Genomic DNA, 21,774 nt, shown 5'->3' with positions numbered 1-21,774 from the left:
TATCGGGCGGAGGGAGCCTGGCAGTGCTCCTAGGGAGGGTGAGTTGGTTGTCTGGACGGATGCGTCGGACGGGGAATCGGGGTGGGGTCAGACGCGGATGACCTGAGGCCCCCGCAAGGAGTAGCGGTGGGCTTCGGACGAGGGAAGCAGTGTGCTCGTGACGATCGACTCCAGCTGGCCGACCGCGGCGAACCGGCAGAAGCTGACCGCACCGAACTTGGTGTGCACGCCCGCGAAGACCGCGCGCCGGGAGGCGCGCATCGCCTGGGCCTTCACCTCGCAGACCGCCGGGTCGGGGGTGGTGAGGCCGTGGTCGCGGGAGATGCCGTTCGCTCCGATGTACGCCAGGTCGATGACGAATCCGGCGAGCATCTTCGTCGTCCAGTGGTCGACGGTGGCGAGCGTGCCGGGGCGCACCCGGCCGCCGAGCAGCAGCACGGTGGTGTTGCCGGCCCCGGCGAGCGCGCCCGCGGTGGCGAGGGAGGCGGTGACCACGGTCAGCGGCCGGTCCGTGGGGAGGGCCTCGGCGATGAGCTGAGGCGTGAACCCCTCGTCGATGAAGACCGTCTCGGCGTCCCCGAGCAGATCGGCCGCGGCGGTGGCGATCCGGCGTTTCTCGGGGACGTGGCTGGTGGCGCGAAACGCGAGCGTGGTCTCGAAGCCGGCGCTCTCCACGGGATACGCGCCGCCGTGGGTGCGGCGCACCAGGCCGTGGTCCTCCAGGGCGCGCAGATCCCGCCGTACGGTCTCCCTGGCCACGCCCAGCTCGGCGGCGAGCGCGGCGACGTCGACGGAACCCGTGCGGCGGGCGGCCCTGACGATTTCACGCTGACGTTCTTCCGCGCTCATGGCCGACACCTGCCTCTCACTGCTCTGGTCCTGCCCGTTCGGACCCTGATCGGGCCTTGTGGGCAGTTTTACAGTGGGTTTGCTGCGCTGACCAGGCTTGTTGCCTGCCCGGTGGCGCCCGTCCGTGCCCGTTTCACCGGCCGCCCGCCCGTCGCGGACCTGGGCCGGACGTGAGATCGGGCAGAGAGCGTGCCCGAATACGGGGGCAGGCGGGCCCGTTCGGTGCCCGTCTGACCCGGAAGCGCTCTCACGTCGGTCTCAGTTCGGCCAGATCGGCGGGTCACTCACGTAGTGTCCGCCGAGGCAGGCGTGGGCCGCGTTCCGTGGGTCCAGCTCACCCTGCTCGGCGATGAGCTTCTCGGCGAACTCCTCCGAGTCGTCCTGCGGCTCGTAGCCGAGCGCCCGCGCGGTGCCGAGGTCCCACCACAGGCGCGTGTTGGCAGAGGAGCCGTAGACGACGGTGTGGCCGACGTTCTCCGCGGTCAGGGCCGCGTGGAAGAGGCGGGCGCCGTCGGCGGGGCTCAGCCAGATCGACAGCATGCGCACGCTGGTCGGCTGCGGGAAGCAGGAGCCGATGCGCACGGAGACGGTCTCCAGGCCGTGCTTGTCCCAGTAGAACTGCGCGAGGTCCTCGCCGAAGGACTTGGACAGGCCGTAGAAGGAGTCCGGGCGGCGCGGGGTGCCGACGGGGATCAGCGGGTCGTCGCCCTGGGGGCGCGGGGTGAAGCCCACCGCGTGGTTGGAGGAGGCGAAGACGATGCGGCCGACCCGCTCCTCGCGGGCGGCCTCGTACAGGTTGTACGTCCCCTCGATGTTCGCCTTGAGGATCTTCTCGAAGGGAGCTTCGAGGGAGATGCCCGCGAGATGGATGATCGCGTCGACACCCCGGACGGCCTCCCGCACGGCTGCCTTGGCGGCGAGATCGACGGTGACGGCGTCCGGATCGCCCTCGATCGGCCGTACGTCGAGGAGACGCAGCTCGTAGCCGAAGGCCGGGAGCAGGTTCCGCATCAGGGTGCCGAGCCCGCCGGCGGCGCCGGTGAGCAGAACGGTGCGGGGAGCGGGCATCCTCGGGTCTCCTTGGAGTCGGCAGCCACATGAACGGTATTCACATTCGTGGACAAGCCAAAGATCGGTCACCTCACGGTCCAGTGTGGCGCGGGCCTGCGCACTCTGCTCCCTTGATGCCGATGTGCCGGCGGGACCGGCGGCGCCGGGCCGAGGACGGCGGGCCGCGGCCGGCGGTCGACCGGCTCGACCGGACCGGGGCGATCGGCACACAGGGCACGGCCGGCTCTTCGGCGCCCACGGTGTGCGATGAGTTTCCGGAGTGCGGCCGGTCTGCCCCATAAAGGCCCCGCACCCCGGAGGAGCAGGACATGACCGACCACACGGCACTCGACCTGGGACCGCAGGCCCGGATCGTGGCGCGCCTCGCGGAGGGCGTGACCGACGAGCAGCTCGCGGACGGCACGCCCTGCCCGGGCTACGCGGTGCGCAACATGCTGGGCCACCTGTGCGGACTGGCCGTTGCCTTCCGTGACGCCGGCCGCAAGGACCTGGGTGTCACGACGGACACCATCCCCGACGCCACCGTGCCGGACATCGGGCCCGGCTGGCGCGAGCAGCTGCCCAAGGTACTCGACGAACTCGCCGACGCCTTCCGCGACCCGGCCGCGTGGACCGGCATGACCCGCGCCGGCGGCGTGGACCTGCCGGGCTCGGTCGCGGGCGCCGTCGCGGCCGACGAGCTCGTCATCCACGGCTGGGACCTGGCCCGCGCCACATACCAGCCGTACACCCCCGACCCCGCCGCGCTGCGGGCGTCGTACGACTTCCTCCTCGCGGCAGCCGAGGACCCGGACCGCGGCGGAGGCATCTTCGGCCCCGTGGTGCCCGTCCCGGCGGACGCCCCGCTGCTGGACCGGGCGGTGGGGCTGAGCGGACGGGATCCGGGCCGGAGGCGGTAACCCCCGACCTCGGCTTCCGGGGCGACCTTGGACCCACGCCTGAACGACGTACTCGAACCACGTTGCCCGGCCGAGAAGGTAAAGATCGGGCAACGGGTCTCGCGCTCACCAGGGTGACGCGCGTAGAAACTTGTCATGCATAAGCCACTTCGCGTCGCGGCCCTCGTCGCCGCCTGCGCCGTCGCCGGCGGAGCCCTCTACGGCGCCGGCGCCGCCACGGCCGGCCAGTCCACGGCCAACTCCACCCACGAGCCCTACAACATCGGGCTCCTGGTCAAGGACATCGACACCTACTACGGCACCACTCTCGACAGCGACGGCGTGTACCAGGCGTCTTTGGACAGCCCGTACGCCAAGGACCTCGCGCGCATCGACCGCGCCGCCAGGAAGTACATCGACCGGGCGGCGCGCAAGGCGCACCACCGGGGCGAGCAGCCCGCGGCCGTCTTCGACATCGACGACACGCTGCTGCTCAGCCTCGACTACGAGAAGAAGACCAACTACACGTACAACTCGGCCACATGGGCCGACTACGTGAACAGGGCCGACCGCCCGGCCGTCTTCGGCAGCCCCCAGCTCGTGCAGTACGCCGAGTCCAAGGGCGTCGAGGTCTTCTACAACTCGGGTCTGAGCGAGGCGCAGCGCTCCGCCGCCGTCGAGAACCTGAAGAAGATCGGTGCCGATGTGAACCTCGACGCCGACCACATGTTCCTCAAGGACAAGGCCAACCCGCCGTCGTACCTGAGCGACTGCGCCACGCCCGGTACCTGGAACTGCACGACCGTGCAGTACAAGTCCGGCACCCGCAAGCACATCGAGGACCTGGGCTACGAAGTGATCGCCAACTTCGGAGACCAGTACTCCGACCTCGATGGCGGCTACGCCGACCGGACGTACAAGCTGCCCAATCCGACGTACTTCGTCAGCTAGTGCGGCACTAGGACCATACTTCGCGATCGAGCAGATCCTCGGCGTGAAGTGAGGTCGGGGGACAGCCTCTCGTGGGGCTGTCCCCGGCCGGTCAGAGCCTGTGTCACACAGGCTCTCAGCTGCCGAACCGTCCTCCCGTAGGTTGAGGCCCGCCTCGTACGCGGCGATCACCGCCCGGGGGTAAGCCCTCAGCCCTCCAGCGTGAGCACGACCTCGGCTATTTCCTCGCCCCGCGCGTTCGCATACCCCCTGGCCTGCGCGGACAGCCGGAAACCGCACTTCTCCAGGACGCGGCGGGACGCCTCGTTGTCCGCTGCCGCCCGGGCGTACAGCGGGCGTTCGGGGACCTCGGCCAGCAGTCCGCGCAACGCGGCGGTGGCGATGCCCCGGCCCCAGTAGGCGCGGTCCACCCAGTACGTCACCTCGCGCTCACCCGGCTCCCCGTACACCGCCGCGCTCCCGACCACGTCACCGTCGGCCAGGATCGTCAGCGCGATGTCGTCCGACGACCGGATCCGTTTCCAGAGGGCGTCGAAGGCGTCCCGGTCGGCCGGGTCCTCGGGGGTGAAGGCCGCCACCCGGAGCGCCTCCGGATCGTTCATCTGCCGGAAGAAGACCGGCAGATCGCTGTCGTGGACCTCGCGGAGTACGACATTCATGCCTCAGAGCCTACGGGTGGCGAGCGTCAGCCGGTCGCGGGCGTCGAACAGAGCGTCCTTCACCATCTGTTCGTGGGCGGGTGTCAGCCGCGCAACCGGGACCGAACAGCTGATCGCGTCGCGGGCCGGGGTGCGGTAGGGGATCGCGACGCCGAAGCAGCGCAGGCCCAGCGTGTTCTCCTCATGGTCGACGGCGAAGCCCTGCTCCCGCACCTGGCGCAGTTCCTCGATCAGCTTCTCCCGGTCCGTGATGGTGTTCTCGGTGAGGGCGGGGAGGGTCTCGGGCAGCATCCTGCGGACCTGCTCGTCGGTGTACGTGCTCAGCAGCGCCTTGCCGAGCGCCGTCGAGTGCGCGGGGAGGCGGCGGCCGACCCGCGTGAACGGGCGCAGATAGTGCTGGGACTGGCGGGTGGCCAGGTAGACGACGTTCGTGCCGTCGAGCCGCGCCAGGTGGATCGTCTCCGTGGTGTCGTCGGACAGCCGGTCCAGCGTCGGCCGGGCCGCCGCGACCACCTCGTCGCCGTCGATGTACGAGGTGCCGACGAGCAGCGCCCGTACGCCGATGCCGTACCGCGTGCCCGTCGCGTCCGTCTCCACCCAGCCCAGTTCCACGAGCGTGCGCAGCAGCATGTAGAGGCTGGACTTGGGATATCCGACGGCCTCCTGGACCGCCGCCAGGGAGTGCATACCCGGGCGTCCGGCGAAGTACTCGAGCAGTTCAACCGTCCGCACAGCGGACTTGACCTGCGCCCCGCCCCCCGTCTCGACTGCCGGCATCGCCCTTGACCCCTTCGTTCGACGGGAAATAGTCTCCGACAGCATATTCACCATGAGAGACAGCGTTCAGTATATCGAACAGCCCTAATGGATGACCTGGATACTGCGGCGTTGCATGCGGCATTCGATGTGGAAGGGACCCGCGGTGGCAGCAGCACCAGTCTGGAGTGTCGACCCCCGAACCGGGAGGCAGCGAGAACAGGTTGCGGTGGAGGCCACGGCCCAGGAGGTGGACACCGCCGTCCGCGCCGCGCACGACGCGTGCGGCGCACTCGCCGACCGCGCCGTCCGCTCCGCCTTCCTGCGCACCGCCGCCGGCCGCGTCGAGGCCGCCAGGGACCAGCTCGTCGAGGCCGCCGACGCGGAGACCGCGCTCGGCCCCGTCCGGCTGACCGGCGAACTCGCCCGCACCTGCTACCAGCTGCGGGCCTTCGCGGACATCGTCGAGGAGGGCGCCTTCCTCGACGTCGTCATCAACCACCCCGACGACACCGCGACCCCGCCGATCCCGGACCTGCGCCGCTACAAGGTCCCGCTCGGCGTCGTCGGCGTCTACTCGGCCTCCAACTTCCCCTTCGCCTTCTCCGTCGCCGGCGGCGACACCGCGAGCGCGCTCGGGGCCGGCTGCCCCGTCGTCGTCAAGGCCCATCCCGACCACCCGGCCCTGTCCGAGCTGGTCGCGGCCGTCCTGCGCCGCGCGGCCGCCGAGCACGGCATCCCCGGGGGCGTCGTGGGTCTTGTGCACGGCTTCGAGGCGGGCATCGAGCTCATCAAGCACCCGCTCGTCGCCGCCGCGGGCTTCACCGGTTCGGTACGGGGCGGACGGGCCCTGTTCGACGCGGCGGCGGCCCGCCCGGCCCCGATCCCCTTCCACGGCGAGCTCGGCTCCCTCAACCCCGTGGTCGTCACGGAGGCCGCCGCCGCCGAGCGCGCCGAGACGATCGGCTCCGGGCTCGCGGGCTCCATGACGCAGGGCGTCGGCCAGTTCTGCGTGAAGCCGGGCCTGGTTCTCGCGCCCACCGGCGAGGCGGGCGACCGCCTGGTGAAGTCCCTGACGGACGCGGTGAGCGACACGGATGCGGGAGTCCTCCTCGACCACCGTATGCGGGACGACTTCATCGCCGGGGTGGCCGAGCGTGCGGAACTCCCCGAGGTGGAGACCCCTGTCACGCCGGGTGCGGGAAGCGAGCACACGGTGAGCCCGGGCTTCCTCACCGTGGCGGCGAGTCGGCTGGCCGCCGAGGGCGTGCACGACCTGCTGCTGGAGGAGTGCTTCGGGCCGGTCACCGTCGTGGCCCGCTACGAGGACGAGGAGGAGGTGCGGGCTGTCCTCTCGCGGCTGCCCGGGAACCTGACCGCGACGGTTCAGCTGTCGGCCGAGGAGGCGGCGGGTGAGGGCCGCGGTGCGGAGATCCTGGCCGAGCTGACTCCGCTTGCCGGGCGGGTGCTGGTGAACGGCTGGCCGACGGGCGTGGCTGTGGCTCCGGCCCAGCATCACGGTGGGCCGTATCCGGCCACCACGTCTACGTCGACTTCTGTGGGCGGTACGGCGATCGAGCGGTGGCTGCGGCCGGTTGCCTATCAGAACGCGCCCGAGGCGTTGCTGCCTGCTGAGCTTCGGGATGAGAACCCGCTCGGGCTGCCTCGTCGGTTCAACGGGCGTTTGGAGCGGTAGCGTCCCGCGGGTGGCGCCGTAGGGGGCGCGGTGGATTGTGGGCTGCGGGTCGTGGTGGGTTGCTCGCGCCCACGCGGCGGAGCCGCTTGGCGATACAGCCCCGCGCCCCTGAGTTTCTCCACTGGGCCTGAGACGATTGGGCAATGGACGTCGAACTTCCCGAACTTCCTTTCCCCCTCCGTACCTATGGACCCGACGGCAACTGGTCCTACGAGGACGGGATTCTCACCGGGTGGGCCGGGCCCCGCCAGGACCGCTTCGTGCCGCCCACCGACGAAGGGCTGGACCCCGCCTCCGACGCGCCGCGTCTTCTGGGCGCCCCCGAGGGGGACTTCCAGCTGATCGCGCGGGTCACGGTCGGGTTCGCCGCGGCCTTCGACGCCGGGCTGCTCTACGTCCATGTCGGCCAGCGGGCCTGGGCCAAGCTCTGCCTGGAGTACTCCCCGGAGGTGCCCACCGTCTGCACGGTGGTCACCCGGGTGCACTCCGACGACGCCAACTCCTTCACCGTGGACGGCAGTTCCGTCTGGCTGCGGATCAGCCGCACCGGCCGCGCCTTCGCCTTCCACGCCTCCCGCGACGGGGAGCGCTGGACCTTCGTCCGTCTCTTCACCCTGGGGGACGCGAAGGAGAGCGGCGCGGCCCTGGTCGGCTTCATGACGCAGTCGCCGATGGGGGAGGGCTGTGTCGTGACGTACGACCACATAGAGTTCCGCCCGAACTGGCCGAAGGACCTGCGGGACGGAAGCTGAACCCCCGCACCGGGGAACCGGGGCGGTCGCGGGCACGTCCTCCGCTGCATGATCAGAGCGCATCGGACCGTGGAGTCCCTGGTGATCAGGACCGCCCTGCCAGCCGAAGCCGCGACGGTCGCCGAACTGCACGTGCGCGCCCGGTCCACGTACTACCCGGACGGCCTTCCCGACGACGGCACCGACTGGCCGGCCAGGTGGTGCGAGGTCATCGAGCGTCCCGACGGACAGGTGCTGTGCGCGGTGCGCGACGCGCGCGTGGTGGGCATCGCCTCCTTCCGCACCCCGGAAGCCGCCACCGCCGAAACGGTCAAACTGTTCCAGTTCCACGTCGACCCCGGCCACTGGTGCTCCGGCGTCGGTACGGCCCTGCACGCGGCCTGCGTCGAGCAGTGGCAGGCCGACGGCCGGCGGAGGGCCGTGCTCGACGTGCACGCCGGCAACCAACGGGCCCAGGCCTTCTACGCCCGCCGGGGCTGGTTCCCGGACCCGGCGAACCCGCCCGCCGACGGGGATCACCACCTGTACCTGCGCTTCTCCGTGCCGGGGAGTGAACCTCAGGGGGGAATGAACCCAGCTGCTTGAACGTTCACGTACCCGGTGGAGAGCGTCTCCGTACCCGTACGAGCTGGAGAGAGCCGAGAGCATGCGCGTCGAGATCTGGTCGGACATCGCCTGTCCCTGGTGCTACGTGGGCAAGGCCCGCTTCGAGAAGGCCCTGGAGGCCTTCCCGCACCGTGCCGGGGTCGAGGTGGTGCACCGTTCCTTCGAGCTGGACCCGGGCCGCGCCAAGGGTGACGTCCAGCCGGTGATCAAGATGCTGACCAAGAAGTACGGCATGAGCGAGGCGCAGGCTCAGGCCGGCGAGGAGAACCTGGGCGCGCAGGCCGCCGCCGAGGGCCTGGAGTACCGCACGAGCGGCCGCGACCACGGCAACACCTTCGATATGCACCGGCTGCTGCACTTCGCCAAGGAGCAGGGCCGGCAGGACGAGCTGATCCAGATCTTCTACCGGGCGAACTTCGCCGAGGAGCGGTCGGTCTTCTCCGAGGGCGGGGAGCGGCTCGTGGAGCTTGCCGTCGAGGCCGGGCTGAACGCCGAGGCGGCCCGCGAGACGCTCGCCGACCCGGCCGCCTACGCCGACGAGGTCCGCGCAGACGAGCGCGAGGCCGCTGAACTCGGCGCCAACGGTGTGCCGTTCTTCGTTCTCGACCGCAAGTACGGCGTCTCCGGCGCCCAGCCCGCCGAAGTCTTCGCCCAGGCGCTGACCCGGGCGTGGGGCGAGCGTCCGCCGCTGACGCTGATCGAGGACGGGGCCGCCGGGGACGCCGAGGCCTGCGGTCCCGATGGGTGCGCGGTGCCGCGGCACTGAAACGCGCAGGTCAGCGGCGATCTATAAGAGTTTCTTAGCGACATCGCGAAAAATTCAGCAATGGACGGGGAGACCGGCGGGCCCCACAGTGGACCCATGGAGACCTTCGAGACCCGCGTCCGTGCCGAGTTCGCCCCGAAGAACACCTATCTGAACACCGCGAGCAGCGGCCTGCTGCCAGCCCGCACCGTCGAAGCCATGCGGACAGCCGTGGAGGCGGCGGCCGTCGGGAGGCCCACGGACATGTTCGCGGACGTGGAGGCGAGCCGGGCCTCCTTCGCGCGCCTGACCAAGGTGCCCGTCGGCCGGGTGGCGGCGGGGGCCTCGGTCGCCGTCTTCAGCGGGCTGATCGCCTCCTCCCTGCCGGAGGGAGCCGAAGTGCTCACCGCGGAGGGCGACTTCAGCTCGGTGGTGAACCCCTTCCACGTCCGCCGCGACCTCAAGGTGCGCAGCGTGCCCCTGGAGCGGGTCGCCGAGTCGGTACGTCCCGGCACGGCGCTCGTCGCGGTCAGTGCCGCCCAGTCCGCCGACGGCCGGATCGCCGACCTGCCCGCGATCCGTGCGGCCGCCCGAGAGTACGGGGTGCGCACGTACGTCGACGCGTCGCAGGCCACGGGCTGGCTGGACCTCGACGCGGACGCGTACGACTACGTCGCCTCCGTCGCCTTCAAGTGGCTGTTCTGCCCGCGCGGCGTGACCTTCCTGGCCGTTCCGGAGGACCTCGGCGGACTCACCCCCGTGTTCGCGGGCTGGGTGGCGGGGGAGCGCCCCTGGGACGCCTGCTACGGGCCGGTCGAGGAACTCGCCCACTCCGCACGGCGATTCGACGAGAGCCCCGCCCTGTTCTCGTACGCCGGCGCCCGCCGCTCCCTCGCCCTGTTGGAGGAACTCGGCGTGGACGCCGTACGCGAGCACGACCTCGCCCTGGCCGACCGCTTCCGTACCGGCCTGCACGGTCTCGGCCACGAACCGATCCCGTCGCCCGGCTCGCCGATCGTCTCCGTGCCCGGTCTCGGCCACCGGCAGCCCGAGCTGAGCAGGGCCGGAGTCGAGGTCTCCGACCGGGCGGGCAACCTGCGCGCCGCCTTCCACCTGTACAACACGCCCGAGGACGTCGACCGGCTGCTGGACGTCCTGTCGTCCTGAACCCTGGAGCGGCTGGTCCGCCCGGCGGTCCGCTTCCCCGGCATGGCCCTCGGCCCCGCGGCCGGCGCATGATCAGAGCGCATCGGGTACGGGACGTACTGCAGCGGGCGGCGTCACCGGCGTGGCTGTGACGCCGCCCGGCCGTGAGATCACTTCACCGGAGTGAAGTCCCGCGCTCCGATGAACGCGGGCCGGCGCACGGGCGCCGCGAACGGCTCGACGGCCTCGTTCTCCACGCTGTTGAACACGATGAACACGTTGCTGCGCGGGAACGGCGTGATGTTGTCCCCGGAGCCGTGCATGCAGTTGCAGTCGAACCAGGTGGCCGAACCGGCCTTCCCCGTGAACAGCTTGATGCCGTACTCGGTCGCCATCGACGTCAGCGCCTCGTCCGACGGCGTGCCCGCGTCCTGCATCTGCAGCGACCGCTTGTAGTTGTCCCTCGGCGTGGCACCCGCACATCCGAGGAACGAGCGGTGCGACCCGGGCATGATCATGAGTCCGCCGTTGGTGTCGTGGTTCTCGGTCAGCGCGATCGAGACCGACACGGTCCGCATGTTCGGCAGACCGTCCTCGGCATGCCAGGTCTCGAAGTCCGAGTGCCAGTAGAAGCCGCTGGCCCCGAAGCCCGGCTTGACGTTGATCCGCGACTGGTGGACGTACACGTCCGAGCCGAGGATCTGCCGGGCCCGCCCGACGACCCGCTCGTCGCGCACGAGGTTCGCGAACACCTCGCTGATCCGGTGCACTTCGAAGACGGAGCGGATCTCCTTGGACTTCGGCTCGATGATCGACCGCTCGTCCGCGCGCACCGCCGGATCGGTGACGAGCCGCTCCAACTCCTGTGCGTAGACGGAGACTTCGTCGTCCGTGATGAGCTGTTCGACGGCGAGGAAGCCGTCGCGCTCGTACGCCTGCAGGTCGGCGGCCGCGATGGGGCCGGGCGTGTCGGGGGCGCCCCAGAGGACCGGGTCCTTACGGGGGACGGACACCTCGGTGGCGCCGCGGCTGGGATAGAGATCGGTGACGGTGGTGGTCATGGTGATGTCACACCTCCTCGGGTTCGGTGGGCTGGGGGTCCCCCCAGGCATCCGGCTCTGGGGCAGGGTAGACGCCGTTCTCGTCGTGGTCCTCCCGTCCGGTCACGGGCGGGTTGAAGACGCAGATGCAGCGGAAGTCGCTCTTGATCCGCATCGTGTGGCGCTCGTGCCCGTCGAGGAGGTACATGGTCCCGGGCGTGATCGTGTACTTCTGCCCGGTCTCGTCGTCGGTGAGTTCGGCCTCGCCCTCGACGCACACGACGGCCTCGATGTGGTTCGCGTACCACATGGACGTCTCCGTGCCCGCGTACAGGATCGTCTCGTGGAGTGAGAAGCCGACCCGTTCCTTGGCGAGCACGATGCGTTTGCTCTCCCAGGTGCCGGACGCGGCCCTCACATGCCGGTCGGTGCCTTCGATGTCCTTGAACGAACGGACGATCACAGTGGTGCACTTCCTCCTTGCTAGACGGTTTCCCGGACGGCACGGGCGAGGACGCGCAGGCCCTCGTCCAGCTCGTCGGGCGTGATGGTGAGGGCGGGCAGCAGCTTGACGACCTCGCTCTCCGGGCCCGACGTCTCGATGAGCAGCCCCAGCTCGAAGGCGCGCCGCGCGACCCGCTCGGCCCGGCCCTTCTCGTGGAACTCCAGGCCCCACACCAGACCCCGGCCGCGGTACTCCTTGACGTCGGCGAGGTTCTCCTCGGTGATGGCGATCAGCGCCTGCTCGGCCTGCTCGCCCCGGGTCCGGGTCTGCTTCTCCATCGCCGACCCGTCGGCCCAGTACGTCTCCAGGGCCGCGGCGGCCGTGACGAACGCGGGGTTGTTGCCGCGGAAGGTGCCGTTGTGCTCGCCCGGCTCCCAGATGTCCAGCTCCGGCTTGAACAGGCACAGCGACATGGGCAGCCCGTACCCGCTGATCGACTTGGACACGGTGACGATGTCCGGCACGATTCCCGCCTCCTCGAAGGAGAAGAAGGCCCCGGTGCGCCCGCACCCCATCTGGATGTCGTCGACGATCAGCAGCATGTCCTGGCGCTCGCACAGGCCGGCGAGCGCGCGCAGCCACTCCGGGCGCGCGACGTTGATGCCGCCCTCGCCCTGCACGGTCTCCACGATCACCGCGGCGGGCTTGTTCAGCCCGGAACCCTGGTCCTCGAGCAGGCGCTCGAACCAGAGGAAGTCGGGGACCTTGCCGTCGAAGTAGTTGTCGAACGGCATCGGGGTCCCGTGCACCAGCGGGATGCCCGCGCCGGCCCGTTTGAAGGCGTTGCCGGTCACGGCGAGCGAACCCAGCGACATCCCGTGGAAGGCGTTGGTGAACGACACGATCGCCTCGCGCCCCTTCACCTTCCGCGCCAGCTTCAGCGCGGACTCGACGGCGTTGGTGCCCGTCGGCCCCGGGAACATGACCTTGTACGGCAGGTCGCGCGGCCGCAGCACCAGGTTCTGGAAGGACTCCAGGAAGCCGCGCTTGGCGGTGGTCGACATGTCGAGCCCGTGCGTGACGCCGTCCCGCTCCAGGTAGTCGATCAACGCGCGTTTGAGGACGGGGTTGTTGTGCCCGTAGTTGAGCGAGCCCGCGCCCGCGAAGAAGTCCAGGTACTCGTGGCCGTCCTCGTCGTACATACGGCTGCCCTGCGCACGGTCGAAGACGGTGGGCCAGCCGCGGCAGTAGCTGCGCACCTCGGACTCCAGGGTCTCGAAGACGCTGAGGTCGGGCTGGGTGATGGTCACGACGAATTGCTCCTCGTTGCGTGGGGGGGGTGCGGAGGGAGTGGTCAGGCGGAGGGAGTGAGAGAAAAGGGGCCGATGCGGTACAGCACCTCGGGGTCGTGCGGCCCGTCGGGAAACAGGCCCGTGTCGAACAGCACCTCGCGCTCCACCCGGGCGCCGTGGCGCTCGGCGAACGACGTGAACAGCCGCTCGGAGGCGGTGTTGCCGGGCGTGATGGTGGTCTCCACGGCGGTGAGCCCGCGCTCGGCGGCGGTCCGCACGGCCAGGCCGTCGAGCAGCGCGGCGGCGAGACCTCGCCCGCGGTACGCGGTGTCCACCGCCACCTGCCAGACGAGCAGGGTCCGGGGGCGGTCCGGCCGTACGTAACCGGTGACGAAACCGACCGGCTCGCCGTGCTCGTCACGCGCGACGGCCGACGTGGCGGCGAAGTCGCGACACCAGAGCAGATAGCTGTACGACGAGTTCAGGTCGAGGGTCTTCGAGTCCCTGGCTATCCGCCACAGCGCGGCTCCGTCGGCCACCGCCGGGCGGTCGATTTGCAGGTCTGCTTGTGCGGCAGTCATGCGGATTGAATTTACCGAGGGAAAAACGAAATTGCATCGTTGGACGGGGTTACGTGTGGCCGGGCGCTGTGTTATCAGGCGGGCGCGGGTGATCGCGCGAAAGCGGGGCCAAAACTGGTGCTTTGTCCGGTAGATAAGGGATTAATCGGTCGCGATGTGTAACGCGTCACAACCATGTAACTCCCACGAGATCTGCCCGAATTAAGCCGGTTGGTGTTCGCAAAATCTTTGCGTTTAGGTCGAAGGGAAGCGGGCAGAAGAATACGGGTGACTATTCCGGAGTGAATTCCGGAATTAATTCTGAATTCGGCGGCGAGCCGCCTTGAGGTCGACGGCCGGCCCCTTCTCGGCCAGTGCCGCGTGCGGCGCCGTGGGGCAGGCCGGTACCGAGCGCCGGCCCGGCTTCGGGCGGAGGGTATCGGGCAGGCCCGGGGCCGTATGGGGGCCAAGGCCTGGGAGGCCACTTGAGCGGACCGCAGAGATCCAAGTCCGCGACCTGCACAAGTCGTTCGGCGACAACCAGGTGCTGTGCGGCATCGACCTGGAGATCGGCCAGGGCGAGGCCGTGTGCGTCATCGGCCCGTCGGGCTCCGGCACCCGCCTCCTCGACCCCGCGATGGCGGAGGTGGAGGAGGAGACGTCGGACCAGGTGGGCAAGGCCGGCCACCAGGTTGACTAGGGTGCGGTACATGAGCGATCACGCGGTGCTGCATGTGAAGGGCCGGGTCCTGGTGGGCCCGGGCGAGGACCAGGTCCGCGACGAGCTGTGGGTGGTCGACGGCCGGATCTCCTACGACCGCCCCCACGCCGCCCGCGACATCCGCACCGTGGAGGGCTGGGCGCTGCCCGGCCTGGTCGACGCCCACTGCCATGTCGGCCTCGGTCCGCACGGCCCGGTCGACGAGGACGAGGCGGAAAAGCAGGCCCTGACCGACCGCGACGCCGGCACCCTCCTCATCCGCGACGCGGGCTCGCCCTCCGACACCCGCTGGATCGACGACCGCGAGGACCTCCCGAAGATCATCCGGGCCGGCCGCCACATCGCCCGCACCCGACGCTACATGCGGGGCTACGCGCACGAGATCGAGCCGGACGACCTCGTCGCGTTCGTCGCCCAGGAGGCCCGGCGAGGCGACGGCTGGGTGAAGCTGGTCGGCGACTGGATCGACAGGGACCTGGGCGACCTGTCCGCCTGCTGGCCCCGTGACGCGGTCGGGGCGGCGATCGCCGAGGCACACCGCCTGGGCGCACGGGTGACCGCGCACTGCTTCGCCGAGGAGTCGCTGCGCGACCTGGTCGAGGCCGGCATCGACTGCATCGAACACGCGACGGGCCTCACCGAGGACCTGATCCCCCTGTTCGCCGCGCGGGGGGTGGCCATCGTCCCCACTCTGGTCAACATCGCGACCTTCCCGAGGCTCGCCGACGGCGGCGAGCTCCGGTACCCGCGCTGGTCCGCCCATATGCGACGGCTCCACGAAACCCGCTACGACACGGTGCGCTCCGCGTACGACGCCGGCATCCCGGTCTACGTCGGCACTGACGCCGGTGGCTCGCTCGCGCACGGCCTGGTGGCGGGCGAGGTGGCGGAACTGGTCACCGCCGGCATCCCGCCCGTCGAGGCGCTGTCGGCGACGACCTGGGGAGCACGACGCTGGCTCGGCCGCCCCGGCCTGGAGGAGGGGGCACCGGCGGACCTCGTGGTGTACGAAGGGAACCCGCGAGCCGATGTGCGGGTCCTGGCGGCACCTCGGCGGGTGGTGCTGAACGGACGGATCGTGGGCTAGCCGTCGGCCAGGAGACTCCCCCGCAGGGGAGGGGGTCACCTGTTCATCCAACCGAGTCGGGTGGTGGGTGGCCAAAGGCCGGGGCCGGGGGGGCGGCGCCCCCGGGCGGGCTCGAAGGGGTGGCGCCCTTCAGCGGTGCGCCAGCTCCAGCGCACGGCCCAGCGCCCGCAGGAACCCGTTCACCGTCGCCCGGTCCCGCACCGCCAGCCGCAGCCACTCCTCGTCCAGCCCCGGAAAGGTGTCCCCGCGCCGGACCGCGAACCCGAGGTCGCGCAGGTGCCGGCGTACGGCGGCGGCCCGGGGCAGCCGGACGAGGACGAAGGGACCCTCGGCGGGCTCCACGACCCGCAGCCCGTCCGAGGCGAACTCGGCGAGGCCCGCGACGAGATGGGCCCGGTCCGCGCCAATGCGGTGGGCGGCGTGCGCGGCCTCCGCCAGCGCCTGCGGCCCCACACACGCCTCGGCCGCCGTGAGCGCCGGCGTGGACACCGGCCACAGCGGCTGGGCCCGCTCCAGGTCCGCGATGGTCTCCGGCGCCGCCAGCACATAGCCGATCCGCAGCCCCGCCAGCCCCCACGTCTTCGTCAGGCTGCGCAGGACGACGAGGCCGGGCACGTCCGTCCGCCCGGCCAGCGCCTCCCGCTCGCCCGGCACCGCGTCCATGAACGCCTCGTCGACCACCAGCGTCCGCCCGGGGCGGGCGAGCCTGGCCACGGCGTCGGCCGGGTGCAGTACGGACGTGGGGTTCGTCGGGTTGCCGATCACCACCAGGTCCGCGTCCTCCGGGACGGCCGCCGGGTCCAGCCGGAAGCCGTCCTCCTCGCGCAGCAGCACCCGGCCGACCGTGTGGCCCGCGTCCCGCAGCGCCGCCTCCGGCTCCGTGAACTGCGGGTGCACCACCAACGGCCGGCGGACCTCCAGCGCCCGCGCGAGCAGCACGAACGCCTCGGCGGCGCCTGCCGTCAGCAGCAAGCGCTCCGCCGGCAGCCCGTGCCGCGCCGCCACCGCCGCTCGCGCGCGGCGCCCGTCCGGATAGGCGGCCAGTCCGCCCAGCGACCCGGCGATCCGCTCGCGCAGCCAGGCCGGAGGCGTGTCCGCGCGGACGTTCACGGCCAGGTCGACCAGTGCCGAGCCGTCGTCACGCACCTCGGAGTCTCCGTGGTGCCGCAGGTCTTGTCCTTCAGTGCGCATGGGAGTGTGCGTGCCCGCCGTGGTGGTGGTGTCCGTGGTGGTGGTGACCGTCGTCGTCGGGGTGGAAGTGCGGCTGCTGCGGCAGCCCCACCTTGTCCTCGAAGCCGGGCAGGGCGATGCGGTACACGCACGAGTCGCAGTTCATCCGCAGGTCGCCCGCGACCGCCTCCCGGTACCGCTCCATCACCAGGTCGAGCAGCTCCGGCTCCGGACCGATGACGTCCGCGGACCGCACCTCGACCTCCGGGTGCGCCTCCGCCCAGCCCTCCGTCTGCTGCCGGACCCGGTCCGGAAGGATGCCCGTGAACAGGAAGTACGGCAGGACGACGATCCGCCGCGCGCCCAGCTTCACGCACCGGTCCAGGCCGCTCGGCACGTCCGGTGCCGCCAGCGACACGAACGCCGTCTCCACGCCCGCGTAACCGCGTCCCTCCCACAGCAGCCGGGCCGCCTTGTGCACCTCGGCGTTGGCGTCGGGATCGGTCGACCCGCGCCCCACCAGCAGCACGGTCACGTCTGCCCGGTCGGCGGGCGTACGGACCGTCCCGCCGAGCGCCTCGTCCAGCCGCCGCTCCAGGACCGCCAGCAGCGAGGGGTGCGGGCCCAGCGGACGCCCGTACGTGTACGAGATGCCGGGGTGGCGCTCCTTCTCGCGGGACAGCGCCGCCGGGATGTCCCCCTTGGCGTGCCCGGCGGACACCAGCATCAGCGGCACGGCCGCGAAGCGTCGTACGCCCCGCTCCACGAGCTCGGTCACCGCTTCGCCGAGCGGCGGCGGGGACAGCTCGATGAAGCCGCCCGCGACGGGCAGTTCGGGGTGGCGGCGCCCCAGCTCCCGTACGAAGTCGCGGAACGCCTCGGCCCCGGCGTCGTCCCGGGTGCCGTGGCCGGCGATGAGCAGGGCGGGCGGCGGGGTGGTCACGATTGCTCCTCGGAATGCGAAGTGGGGTGGTACAGCAGGGCGTTGAGCGCGGCGGCGGCGACCGCCGAACCGCCCTTCTCGGACACGTTGCTCACGGCGGGCAGTCCGCTCTCCCGCAGCGCGGCCTTGGACTCGGCCGCCCCGACGAAGCCGACCGGCAGGCCGACGACGAGCGCCGGATCGGCGTCCAGCGTGAGGAGTTCCTCCAGCGCGGTGGGGGCGCAGCCGATCACCCAGAGGGCGCCGGGGCCGACCTCCTCGTACGCGAGCCGGATCGCATGGGCCGAACGGGTCAGCCCCGGCCCGGACCTGGCGTCCTTGAGCCGGCAGACCGTGTCCCGCCGGGTGATGCCCGCCGCGACCATCTCCACGTCGACGACGACGGGCGCCCCGGCGTGCAGCGCGGCATGCGCCTTCTCCAACTCGGCCTCGTCCAGGACGAGATCGGCCGCGTAGTCGAGGTCGGCGGCGGAGTGGATGACCCGCTCCACGACCGCACGGGTCAGCGGCGGGAAGTGCGAGGTGTCCAGGCGGGCGCGCAGCCGCCGGAAGGACTCCTGCTCGATGGGGTGGACCACGCGGTTCACTCGGCCTCCTCCTGCCCCGTGGCGGAGCCGCTCATCGATGCAGTCTCCTGCCAGCGGTAGCCACGGGGCGTGACCATGCGCCCCGCGATGTCCCGGGTCGCCGTGTTGCCCACGGTCACGACCGTCATCATGTCGACCGTCGCCGGGTCGAGGGCGGCCAGTGTCGTCAGCCGGCCGGCCTCGTCCGGCCGCGACGCGTTGCGTACGACCCCGACCGGGGTGGCCGGCTCCCGGTGCTCCGCGAGGATCGCGAGCGCCTTCGGCAGCTGCCAGTCCCGGCCCCGGCTGCGCGGGTTGTAGAACGTCACGACGATGTCCGCCTCCGCCGCGGCCCGCACCCGCCGCTCGATGACCTCCCACGGCGTGTGCAGGTCGGACAGGCTGATCGACACGTGGTCGTGGCCGAGCGGCGCACCGAGGATCGCGGCGGCCGCGAGGGCGGCGGTGACGCCCGGTACCCCGATCACGTCGATGTCGTCGGAGGCCTCGGCCAGCGCCGGGGAGGCCATGGCGTACACGCCCGCGTCCCCGCTGCCGATCAGGGCGACGGCGTGCCCCTTCCTGGCCTCGGCGACCGCGGTCCGGGCCCGCTCCTCCTCGGCGCCGAGTCCCGACTCCAGGATCCGGGTGCCGGGCCGCAGCAGGTCGCGGATCTGGTCGACGTACTGGTCGAGCCCGACGAGCACGGAGGCGCGCCGCAGCTCCGCCTTCGCGCGGGGCGTCAGCAGGTCGCGGGCGCCGGGCCCGAGCCCGACCACCGCGAGCCGCCCGCGCGCCGGACGCCGTACGACCGCACAGGTCGCCATCGCGGGACGCGCGGCCGACTTCCGCTTGGGGACGAGCAGTTCACCTCCACGTACGAGTGCGGCGGCCTCGGCGACCGAGGGGGTGCCCACGGCGGCGAGCGGTGCGTCGGAGGGGTTGGGGACGTCGACCTGCGCCAACTCCTCGGCGGAGTAGGTGACGAGGGGGACGCCGAGGCGCGCGGCCGCTTCGACGATCCCCGGTTCCTCCGCCTTGGCCTGTACGGTCGCGAGCTCGGCGAGCGACTTGGGGGAGAGGCCGGCTTCACGCAACGAGCTCTCGATCAGGTCGAGCACCTCCTCGGCCGGGGCGCCCTTCGAGGCGCCCACGCCCACGGCGAGCGAGGGCGGCCGGAGCAGGACCTCGTGTTCGGCGGGCTCGACGAGGCGGTCCGTCAGCCGGATCGCACATCTCCCTTCCGCGCCGGCCCGGAGCGCCGGCAGGGGCCAGGCGACCTCCGCCTTCAGCGCCACCGGCTCGCCGTCGAGCAGGGCCCGCGACACCGCGGCGACGTTCCCCTCCACCGGGAACCCCAGCGTGTCGAGGCCCGGCATTCCCACCGCGTCCGTCGCCGTGGTCACCACCGGCTCCGCACCCAGCAGCTCCCCGACCGCACGGGCGAGTTCATTGGCCCCGCCGCCATGCCCGCCCACCAGCGACACGGCGAACCGCCCGCCCTCGTCGACGCACACCACACCGGGGTCCGTCGCCTTGTCGCCCAGCAGGGGCGCGACCAGCCGCACCACCGCTCCCGTGGCCAGGAAACACACGAGCTGCTCGCACTCCGCGAACGCGGCCCGTACGGCGTCCCCGACGGGCCCGTCGTACACACGCGTGCGGTCCGGCCACGCCGCGGCCAGCCGGTCCCGCGCAGCGGCTCCCGCCGCGGTGGCGGAAATGAGGCCGATCACAGGGCAACTCCTTCAGTACGGGCTTGAGGCCTGACGCCCCACAGCAGGAAAACGGGATTGGTCGCCGCGAGCCGGGTCACATCACCCGGCAGCGGCGCCAGCCGGGAGGACTGCAACAGCACCCCGTCGCAGGCGAATCCGGCGTCCATGAGCGCGGAGCGGGCCGCCGGGACGCGGTCCAGCGCGGCCATGGCGACGACCACCGCACGCCGGGCCCGCCGCGCGCACGCGGTGACGATGTCGGGCAGCTCGCGTCCGCCGCCCCCGACGAACACCGCGTCGGGGTCGTCGAGTCCGGCCAGCGCGTCCGGTGCCGTGCCGTGCACCACGTGCACCTCGACACCGTGGGCACCGGCGTTGGCGCGGATGCGCTCCACTCCGTCCGCGGCCTTCTCGACCGCGCTGACGGCGGCGCCGAGACGCGCGCACTCCACGGCCACGGAACCCGAGCCGGAGCCGACGTCCCAGACCAGGTCGCCGGGGTGCGGCCCGAGCCGGGCCAGGGCCAGTGCCCGCACCTCGAACTTGGTGATCATCGAGTCGCGGTGGGCGAAGTCACCCTCGTCCAGGGCCCATCGGGCGGGCCGCGAGGCCGGTCCCGCGAGCGTCCGTACGGGGCCGAGGGCCCGTGTCTCGTCCAGGCACAGCACGACGCTCACCGCCGTGCCCCAGTCACGGGCCGCGGCCTCGGCGGGGGAGACCCGCTCAACGCGCTCGCGCCCGGGGTCGCCCAGCGCGGACGCTACGACCAGGATCCGCCCGGGGGCGGTACGGGCGAGGGCGGCACCCAGCTCGGCGGGCCCGGCTCCGGGCCCGGTCAGGACGGCGGCCTTGGGATGCGCCCGGCAGACGTTCACCGCCGTGCGCATCTCCCGACCATGGGCACTGACGACGACCGCGTCGTCCCAGGTCAGCCCGAGCCGCGCGAAGGCGGTGGCGACGGAGGAGACCCCGGGCCGGACATCGAGCCGAAAAGTCCCGAACCGTTCGGCCAGCGCCCGTACGATCCCGAAGAACCCGGGATCCCCGGACGCCAGCACGACGACGCGCCGCTCCTTCGCGACGTACTCCTCCATGGCGTCGAGGGCGGGTGCCAGCGGCCCGAGCACGATCCGCTCGGCGGTCTCGGGCAGCCGTACGGCGTCCAGGTGCCGCCGGCCTCCCACGACGAGCTCGGCCCGGGCGAGCACGTCCTCGCCGGGCGGCGCGCCCGTCCCCGTGCCGACGACCGTGATCATGTGCTCGCACCCCGTGCGCGCAGGGCCTTGCGGGCCTCCGGGTCGGCCTTGCGGAAGCCGTGGAAGTGGCCGGGGTGGTAGAGGTGCGAGCGGGTGCCGTGCGCGTCGAGGGCGGGGCCGACCAGGAACAGCGTGTGCTTCCAGAGCTTGTGCTCCTTGACCGTCTCCTCCAGCGTGGCGATCGTGCACCGCACGACCAGCTCCTCCGGCCAGGTCGCCTGGTAGGCGACGACGACCGGGGTGTCGGTCGGGTAGCCGCCCTCCAGCAGCTCCCGCACCAGCTGCCCGCTGCGGGCCGCCGACAGGAAGACCGCCATGGTCGTGCCGTGCCGGGCGAACTCGCGTACCTCCTCACCGGGCGGCATGGGCGTCTTGCCACCGCCGAGCCGGGTCAGGACGACGGACTGCGCCACCTCGGGGATGGTCAGCTCGCGCCGGGCGAGAGCCGCGACGGCGGAGAAGGCGGAGACGCCGGGGACGACCTCGGTGTCGATGCCGATCTCCGCGCACCGGTCGAGCTGCTCCTGGGTACCGCCCCACAGGGCGGGGTCGCCGGAGTGGATACGGGCCACGCGCAGGCCCTCCTGGCGGGCGCGCCGGTAGACGGCGACGACGTCCTCCAGGGACATGGTCGCCGAGTCCAGGATCTCGGCGCCCTCGCGCGCGTGCTGGAGGACCTCCGCCTGTACCAGGCTGGCGGCCCAGATCACGACGTCGGCCTCGGCGATGGCGCGCGCGGCACGGAACGTCAGCAGATCGGCGGCGCCGGGGCCGGCACCGACGAAGGTCACCTTGCCGGTGGGGGCATCGGCCATGGGAATCGGTCCTCTCTGACAAAGGTCTTACGGGTGTTGCGGATGATGACGC

General features: G+C 71.7%; 22 protein-coding genes and 1 pseudogene. 9 read left to right on the top strand and 14 right to left on the bottom strand.

What is annotated here, in order from left to right; genetic code table 11:
• Positions 1 to 87 precede the first annotated feature (87 nt).
• The gene (locus tag ACZ562_RS27345; RefSeq protein ID WP_471184173.1) at positions 88 to 858 is read right to left on the bottom strand and encodes a DeoR/GlpR family DNA-binding transcription regulator; all 771 of its coding nucleotides are present in this window, start codon (positions 856 to 858) and stop codon (positions 88 to 90) included.
• Positions 859 to 1,107: 249 nt separating this feature from the next.
• Positions 1,108 to 1,917, bottom strand: a complete 810-nt coding sequence (locus ACZ562_RS27340; RefSeq protein ID WP_471184171.1) for an NAD-dependent epimerase/dehydratase family protein — start codon at positions 1,915 to 1,917, stop codon at positions 1,108 to 1,110.
• Positions 1,918 to 2,228: 311 nt separating this feature from the next.
• On the opposite strand from ACZ562_RS27340, the gene ACZ562_RS27335 reads away from it, so the two are divergent.
• Both ACZ562_RS27335 and ACZ562_RS27330 read left to right on the top strand, forming a co-directional pair.
• Complete coding sequence (locus tag ACZ562_RS27335; protein WP_471184168.1) at positions 2,229 to 2,819, top strand: TIGR03086 family metal-binding protein; 591 nt, start codon at positions 2,229 to 2,231, stop codon at positions 2,817 to 2,819.
• Positions 2,820 to 2,954: 135 nt separating this feature from the next.
• Positions 2,955 to 3,749, top strand: a complete 795-nt coding sequence (locus ACZ562_RS27330) for an HAD family acid phosphatase (RefSeq protein WP_471184166.1) — start codon at positions 2,955 to 2,957, stop codon at positions 3,747 to 3,749.
• A gap of 188 nt (positions 3,750 to 3,937) precedes the next feature.
• On the opposite strand, the gene ACZ562_RS27325 is transcribed toward ACZ562_RS27330, so the two are convergent.
• The gene (locus tag ACZ562_RS27325) at positions 3,938 to 4,408 is read right to left on the bottom strand and encodes a GNAT family N-acetyltransferase (RefSeq protein WP_471184164.1); all 471 of its coding nucleotides are present in this window, start codon (positions 4,406 to 4,408) and stop codon (positions 3,938 to 3,940) included.
• Between the two features lie 3 nt (positions 4,409 to 4,411).
• On the bottom strand, positions 4,412 to 5,185 hold the full coding sequence (locus tag ACZ562_RS27320; RefSeq protein WP_471184161.1) for an IclR family transcriptional regulator: 774 nt from the start codon (positions 5,183 to 5,185) through the stop codon (positions 4,412 to 4,414).
• 145 nt (positions 5,186 to 5,330) lie between these two features.
• Here ACZ562_RS27320 and ACZ562_RS27315 point away from each other — a divergent pair, with 145 nt between their 5' ends.
• The 5 genes from ACZ562_RS27315 to ACZ562_RS27295 all read left to right on the top strand — a co-directional run bounded on the left by ACZ562_RS27315 (position 5,331) and on the right by ACZ562_RS27295 (position 10,130).
• A complete protein-coding gene (locus ACZ562_RS27315) occupies positions 5,331 to 6,860 on the top strand; it encodes an aldehyde dehydrogenase (NADP(+)) (RefSeq protein ID WP_471184159.1) in 1,530 nt (509 codons plus the stop codon).
• Positions 6,861 to 7,003: 143 nt separating this feature from the next.
• Positions 7,004 to 7,612 carry a DUF1349 domain-containing protein gene (locus tag ACZ562_RS27310; protein ID WP_471184157.1) on the top strand — a complete coding sequence of 203 codons (609 nt, stop codon included), beginning with the start codon at positions 7,004 to 7,006 and terminating at the stop codon, positions 7,610 to 7,612.
• A gap of 48 nt (positions 7,613 to 7,660) precedes the next feature.
• Positions 7,661 to 8,197: a GNAT family N-acetyltransferase gene (locus ACZ562_RS27305; RefSeq protein WP_471184154.1), complete on the top strand. Its 537-nt coding sequence runs from the start codon at positions 7,661 to 7,663 to the stop codon at positions 8,195 to 8,197.
• Positions 8,198 to 8,258: 61 nt separating this feature from the next.
• The gene (locus tag ACZ562_RS27300) at positions 8,259 to 8,984 is read left to right on the top strand and encodes a DsbA family oxidoreductase (RefSeq protein WP_471184152.1); all 726 of its coding nucleotides are present in this window, start codon (positions 8,259 to 8,261) and stop codon (positions 8,982 to 8,984) included.
• A gap of 60 nt (positions 8,985 to 9,044) precedes the next feature.
• Positions 9,045 to 10,130, top strand: coding sequence for an aminotransferase class V-fold PLP-dependent enzyme (locus ACZ562_RS27295; protein ID WP_471184150.1), 1,086 nt, complete (start codon positions 9,045 to 9,047; stop codon positions 10,128 to 10,130).
• A 149-nt stretch (positions 10,131 to 10,279) separates the two neighbouring features.
• Here the strand turns inward: ACZ562_RS27295 and thpD are convergent, their stop codons facing one another.
• From thpD to ectA, 4 genes are read right to left on the bottom strand one after another with little or no spacing between them, the layout of a single operon-like run.
• Positions 10,280 to 11,170, bottom strand: a complete 891-nt coding sequence (gene thpD / locus ACZ562_RS27290) for an ectoine hydroxylase (RefSeq protein WP_471184147.1) — start codon at positions 11,168 to 11,170, stop codon at positions 10,280 to 10,282.
• Between the two features lie 7 nt (positions 11,171 to 11,177).
• Complete coding sequence (locus tag ACZ562_RS27285) at positions 11,178 to 11,612, bottom strand: ectoine synthase (RefSeq protein WP_471184145.1); 435 nt, start codon at positions 11,610 to 11,612, stop codon at positions 11,178 to 11,180.
• 20 nt (positions 11,613 to 11,632) lie between these two features.
• Positions 11,633 to 12,904, bottom strand: coding sequence for a diaminobutyrate--2-oxoglutarate transaminase (gene ectB, locus ACZ562_RS27280; RefSeq protein WP_471184143.1), 1,272 nt, complete (start codon positions 12,902 to 12,904; stop codon positions 11,633 to 11,635).
• A 44-nt stretch (positions 12,905 to 12,948) separates the two neighbouring features.
• Positions 12,949 to 13,467: a diaminobutyrate acetyltransferase gene (gene ectA / locus ACZ562_RS27275; RefSeq protein ID WP_471184140.1), complete on the bottom strand. Its 519-nt coding sequence runs from the start codon at positions 13,465 to 13,467 to the stop codon at positions 12,949 to 12,951.
• Between the two features lie 481 nt (positions 13,468 to 13,948).
• On the opposite strand from ectA, the pseudogene ACZ562_RS27270 reads away from it, so the two are divergent.
• Positions 13,949 to 14,140: pseudogene (locus ACZ562_RS27270) on the top strand (amino acid ABC transporter ATP-binding protein); the annotation flags it as partial.
• A gap of 16 nt (positions 14,141 to 14,156) precedes the next feature.
• Entirely contained in the window at positions 14,157 to 15,254 is a 1,098-nt protein-coding gene (locus ACZ562_RS27265; protein WP_471184138.1) for an amidohydrolase family protein, read from the top strand.
• 129 nt (positions 15,255 to 15,383) lie between these two features.
• Here ACZ562_RS27265 and cobC read toward each other — a convergent pair whose 3' ends face one another.
• From cobC to cobM, 6 genes are read right to left on the bottom strand one after another with little or no spacing between them, the layout of a single operon-like run.
• Positions 15,384 to 16,445, bottom strand: coding sequence for an Rv2231c family pyridoxal phosphate-dependent protein CobC (gene cobC, locus ACZ562_RS27260; protein ID WP_471184135.1), 1,062 nt, complete (start codon positions 16,443 to 16,445; stop codon positions 15,384 to 15,386).
• Complete coding sequence (locus tag ACZ562_RS27255) at positions 16,435 to 17,367, bottom strand: sirohydrochlorin chelatase (RefSeq protein WP_471184133.1); 933 nt, start codon at positions 17,365 to 17,367, stop codon at positions 16,435 to 16,437. The genes cobC and ACZ562_RS27255 overlap by 11 nt, the downstream gene beginning before the upstream one ends.
• A complete protein-coding gene (locus tag ACZ562_RS27250; protein ID WP_471184131.1) occupies positions 17,364 to 17,954 on the bottom strand; it encodes a precorrin-8X methylmutase in 591 nt (196 codons plus the stop codon). The genes ACZ562_RS27255 and ACZ562_RS27250 overlap by 4 nt, the downstream gene beginning before the upstream one ends.
• A complete protein-coding gene (gene cobJ / locus ACZ562_RS27245) occupies positions 17,951 to 19,669 on the bottom strand; it encodes a precorrin-3B C(17)-methyltransferase (RefSeq protein ID WP_471184128.1) in 1,719 nt (572 codons plus the stop codon). The genes ACZ562_RS27250 and cobJ overlap by 4 nt, the downstream gene beginning before the upstream one ends.
• Positions 19,666 to 20,907: a precorrin-6y C5,15-methyltransferase (decarboxylating) subunit CbiE gene (cbiE, locus tag ACZ562_RS27240; protein ID WP_471184126.1), complete on the bottom strand. Its 1,242-nt coding sequence runs from the start codon at positions 20,905 to 20,907 to the stop codon at positions 19,666 to 19,668. The genes cobJ and cbiE overlap by 4 nt, the downstream gene beginning before the upstream one ends.
• Complete coding sequence (gene cobM / locus ACZ562_RS27235; protein WP_471184124.1) at positions 20,904 to 21,722, bottom strand: precorrin-4 C(11)-methyltransferase; 819 nt, start codon at positions 21,720 to 21,722, stop codon at positions 20,904 to 20,906. Before cobM ends, cbiE begins: the two co-directional genes overlap by 4 nt.
• Positions 21,723 to 21,774 lie beyond the last annotated feature (52 nt).

The organism is Streptomyces sp. NPDC040410 (genome assembly GCF_055595715.1).
This window is presented reverse-complemented; position numbering and strand designations above follow the sequence as displayed.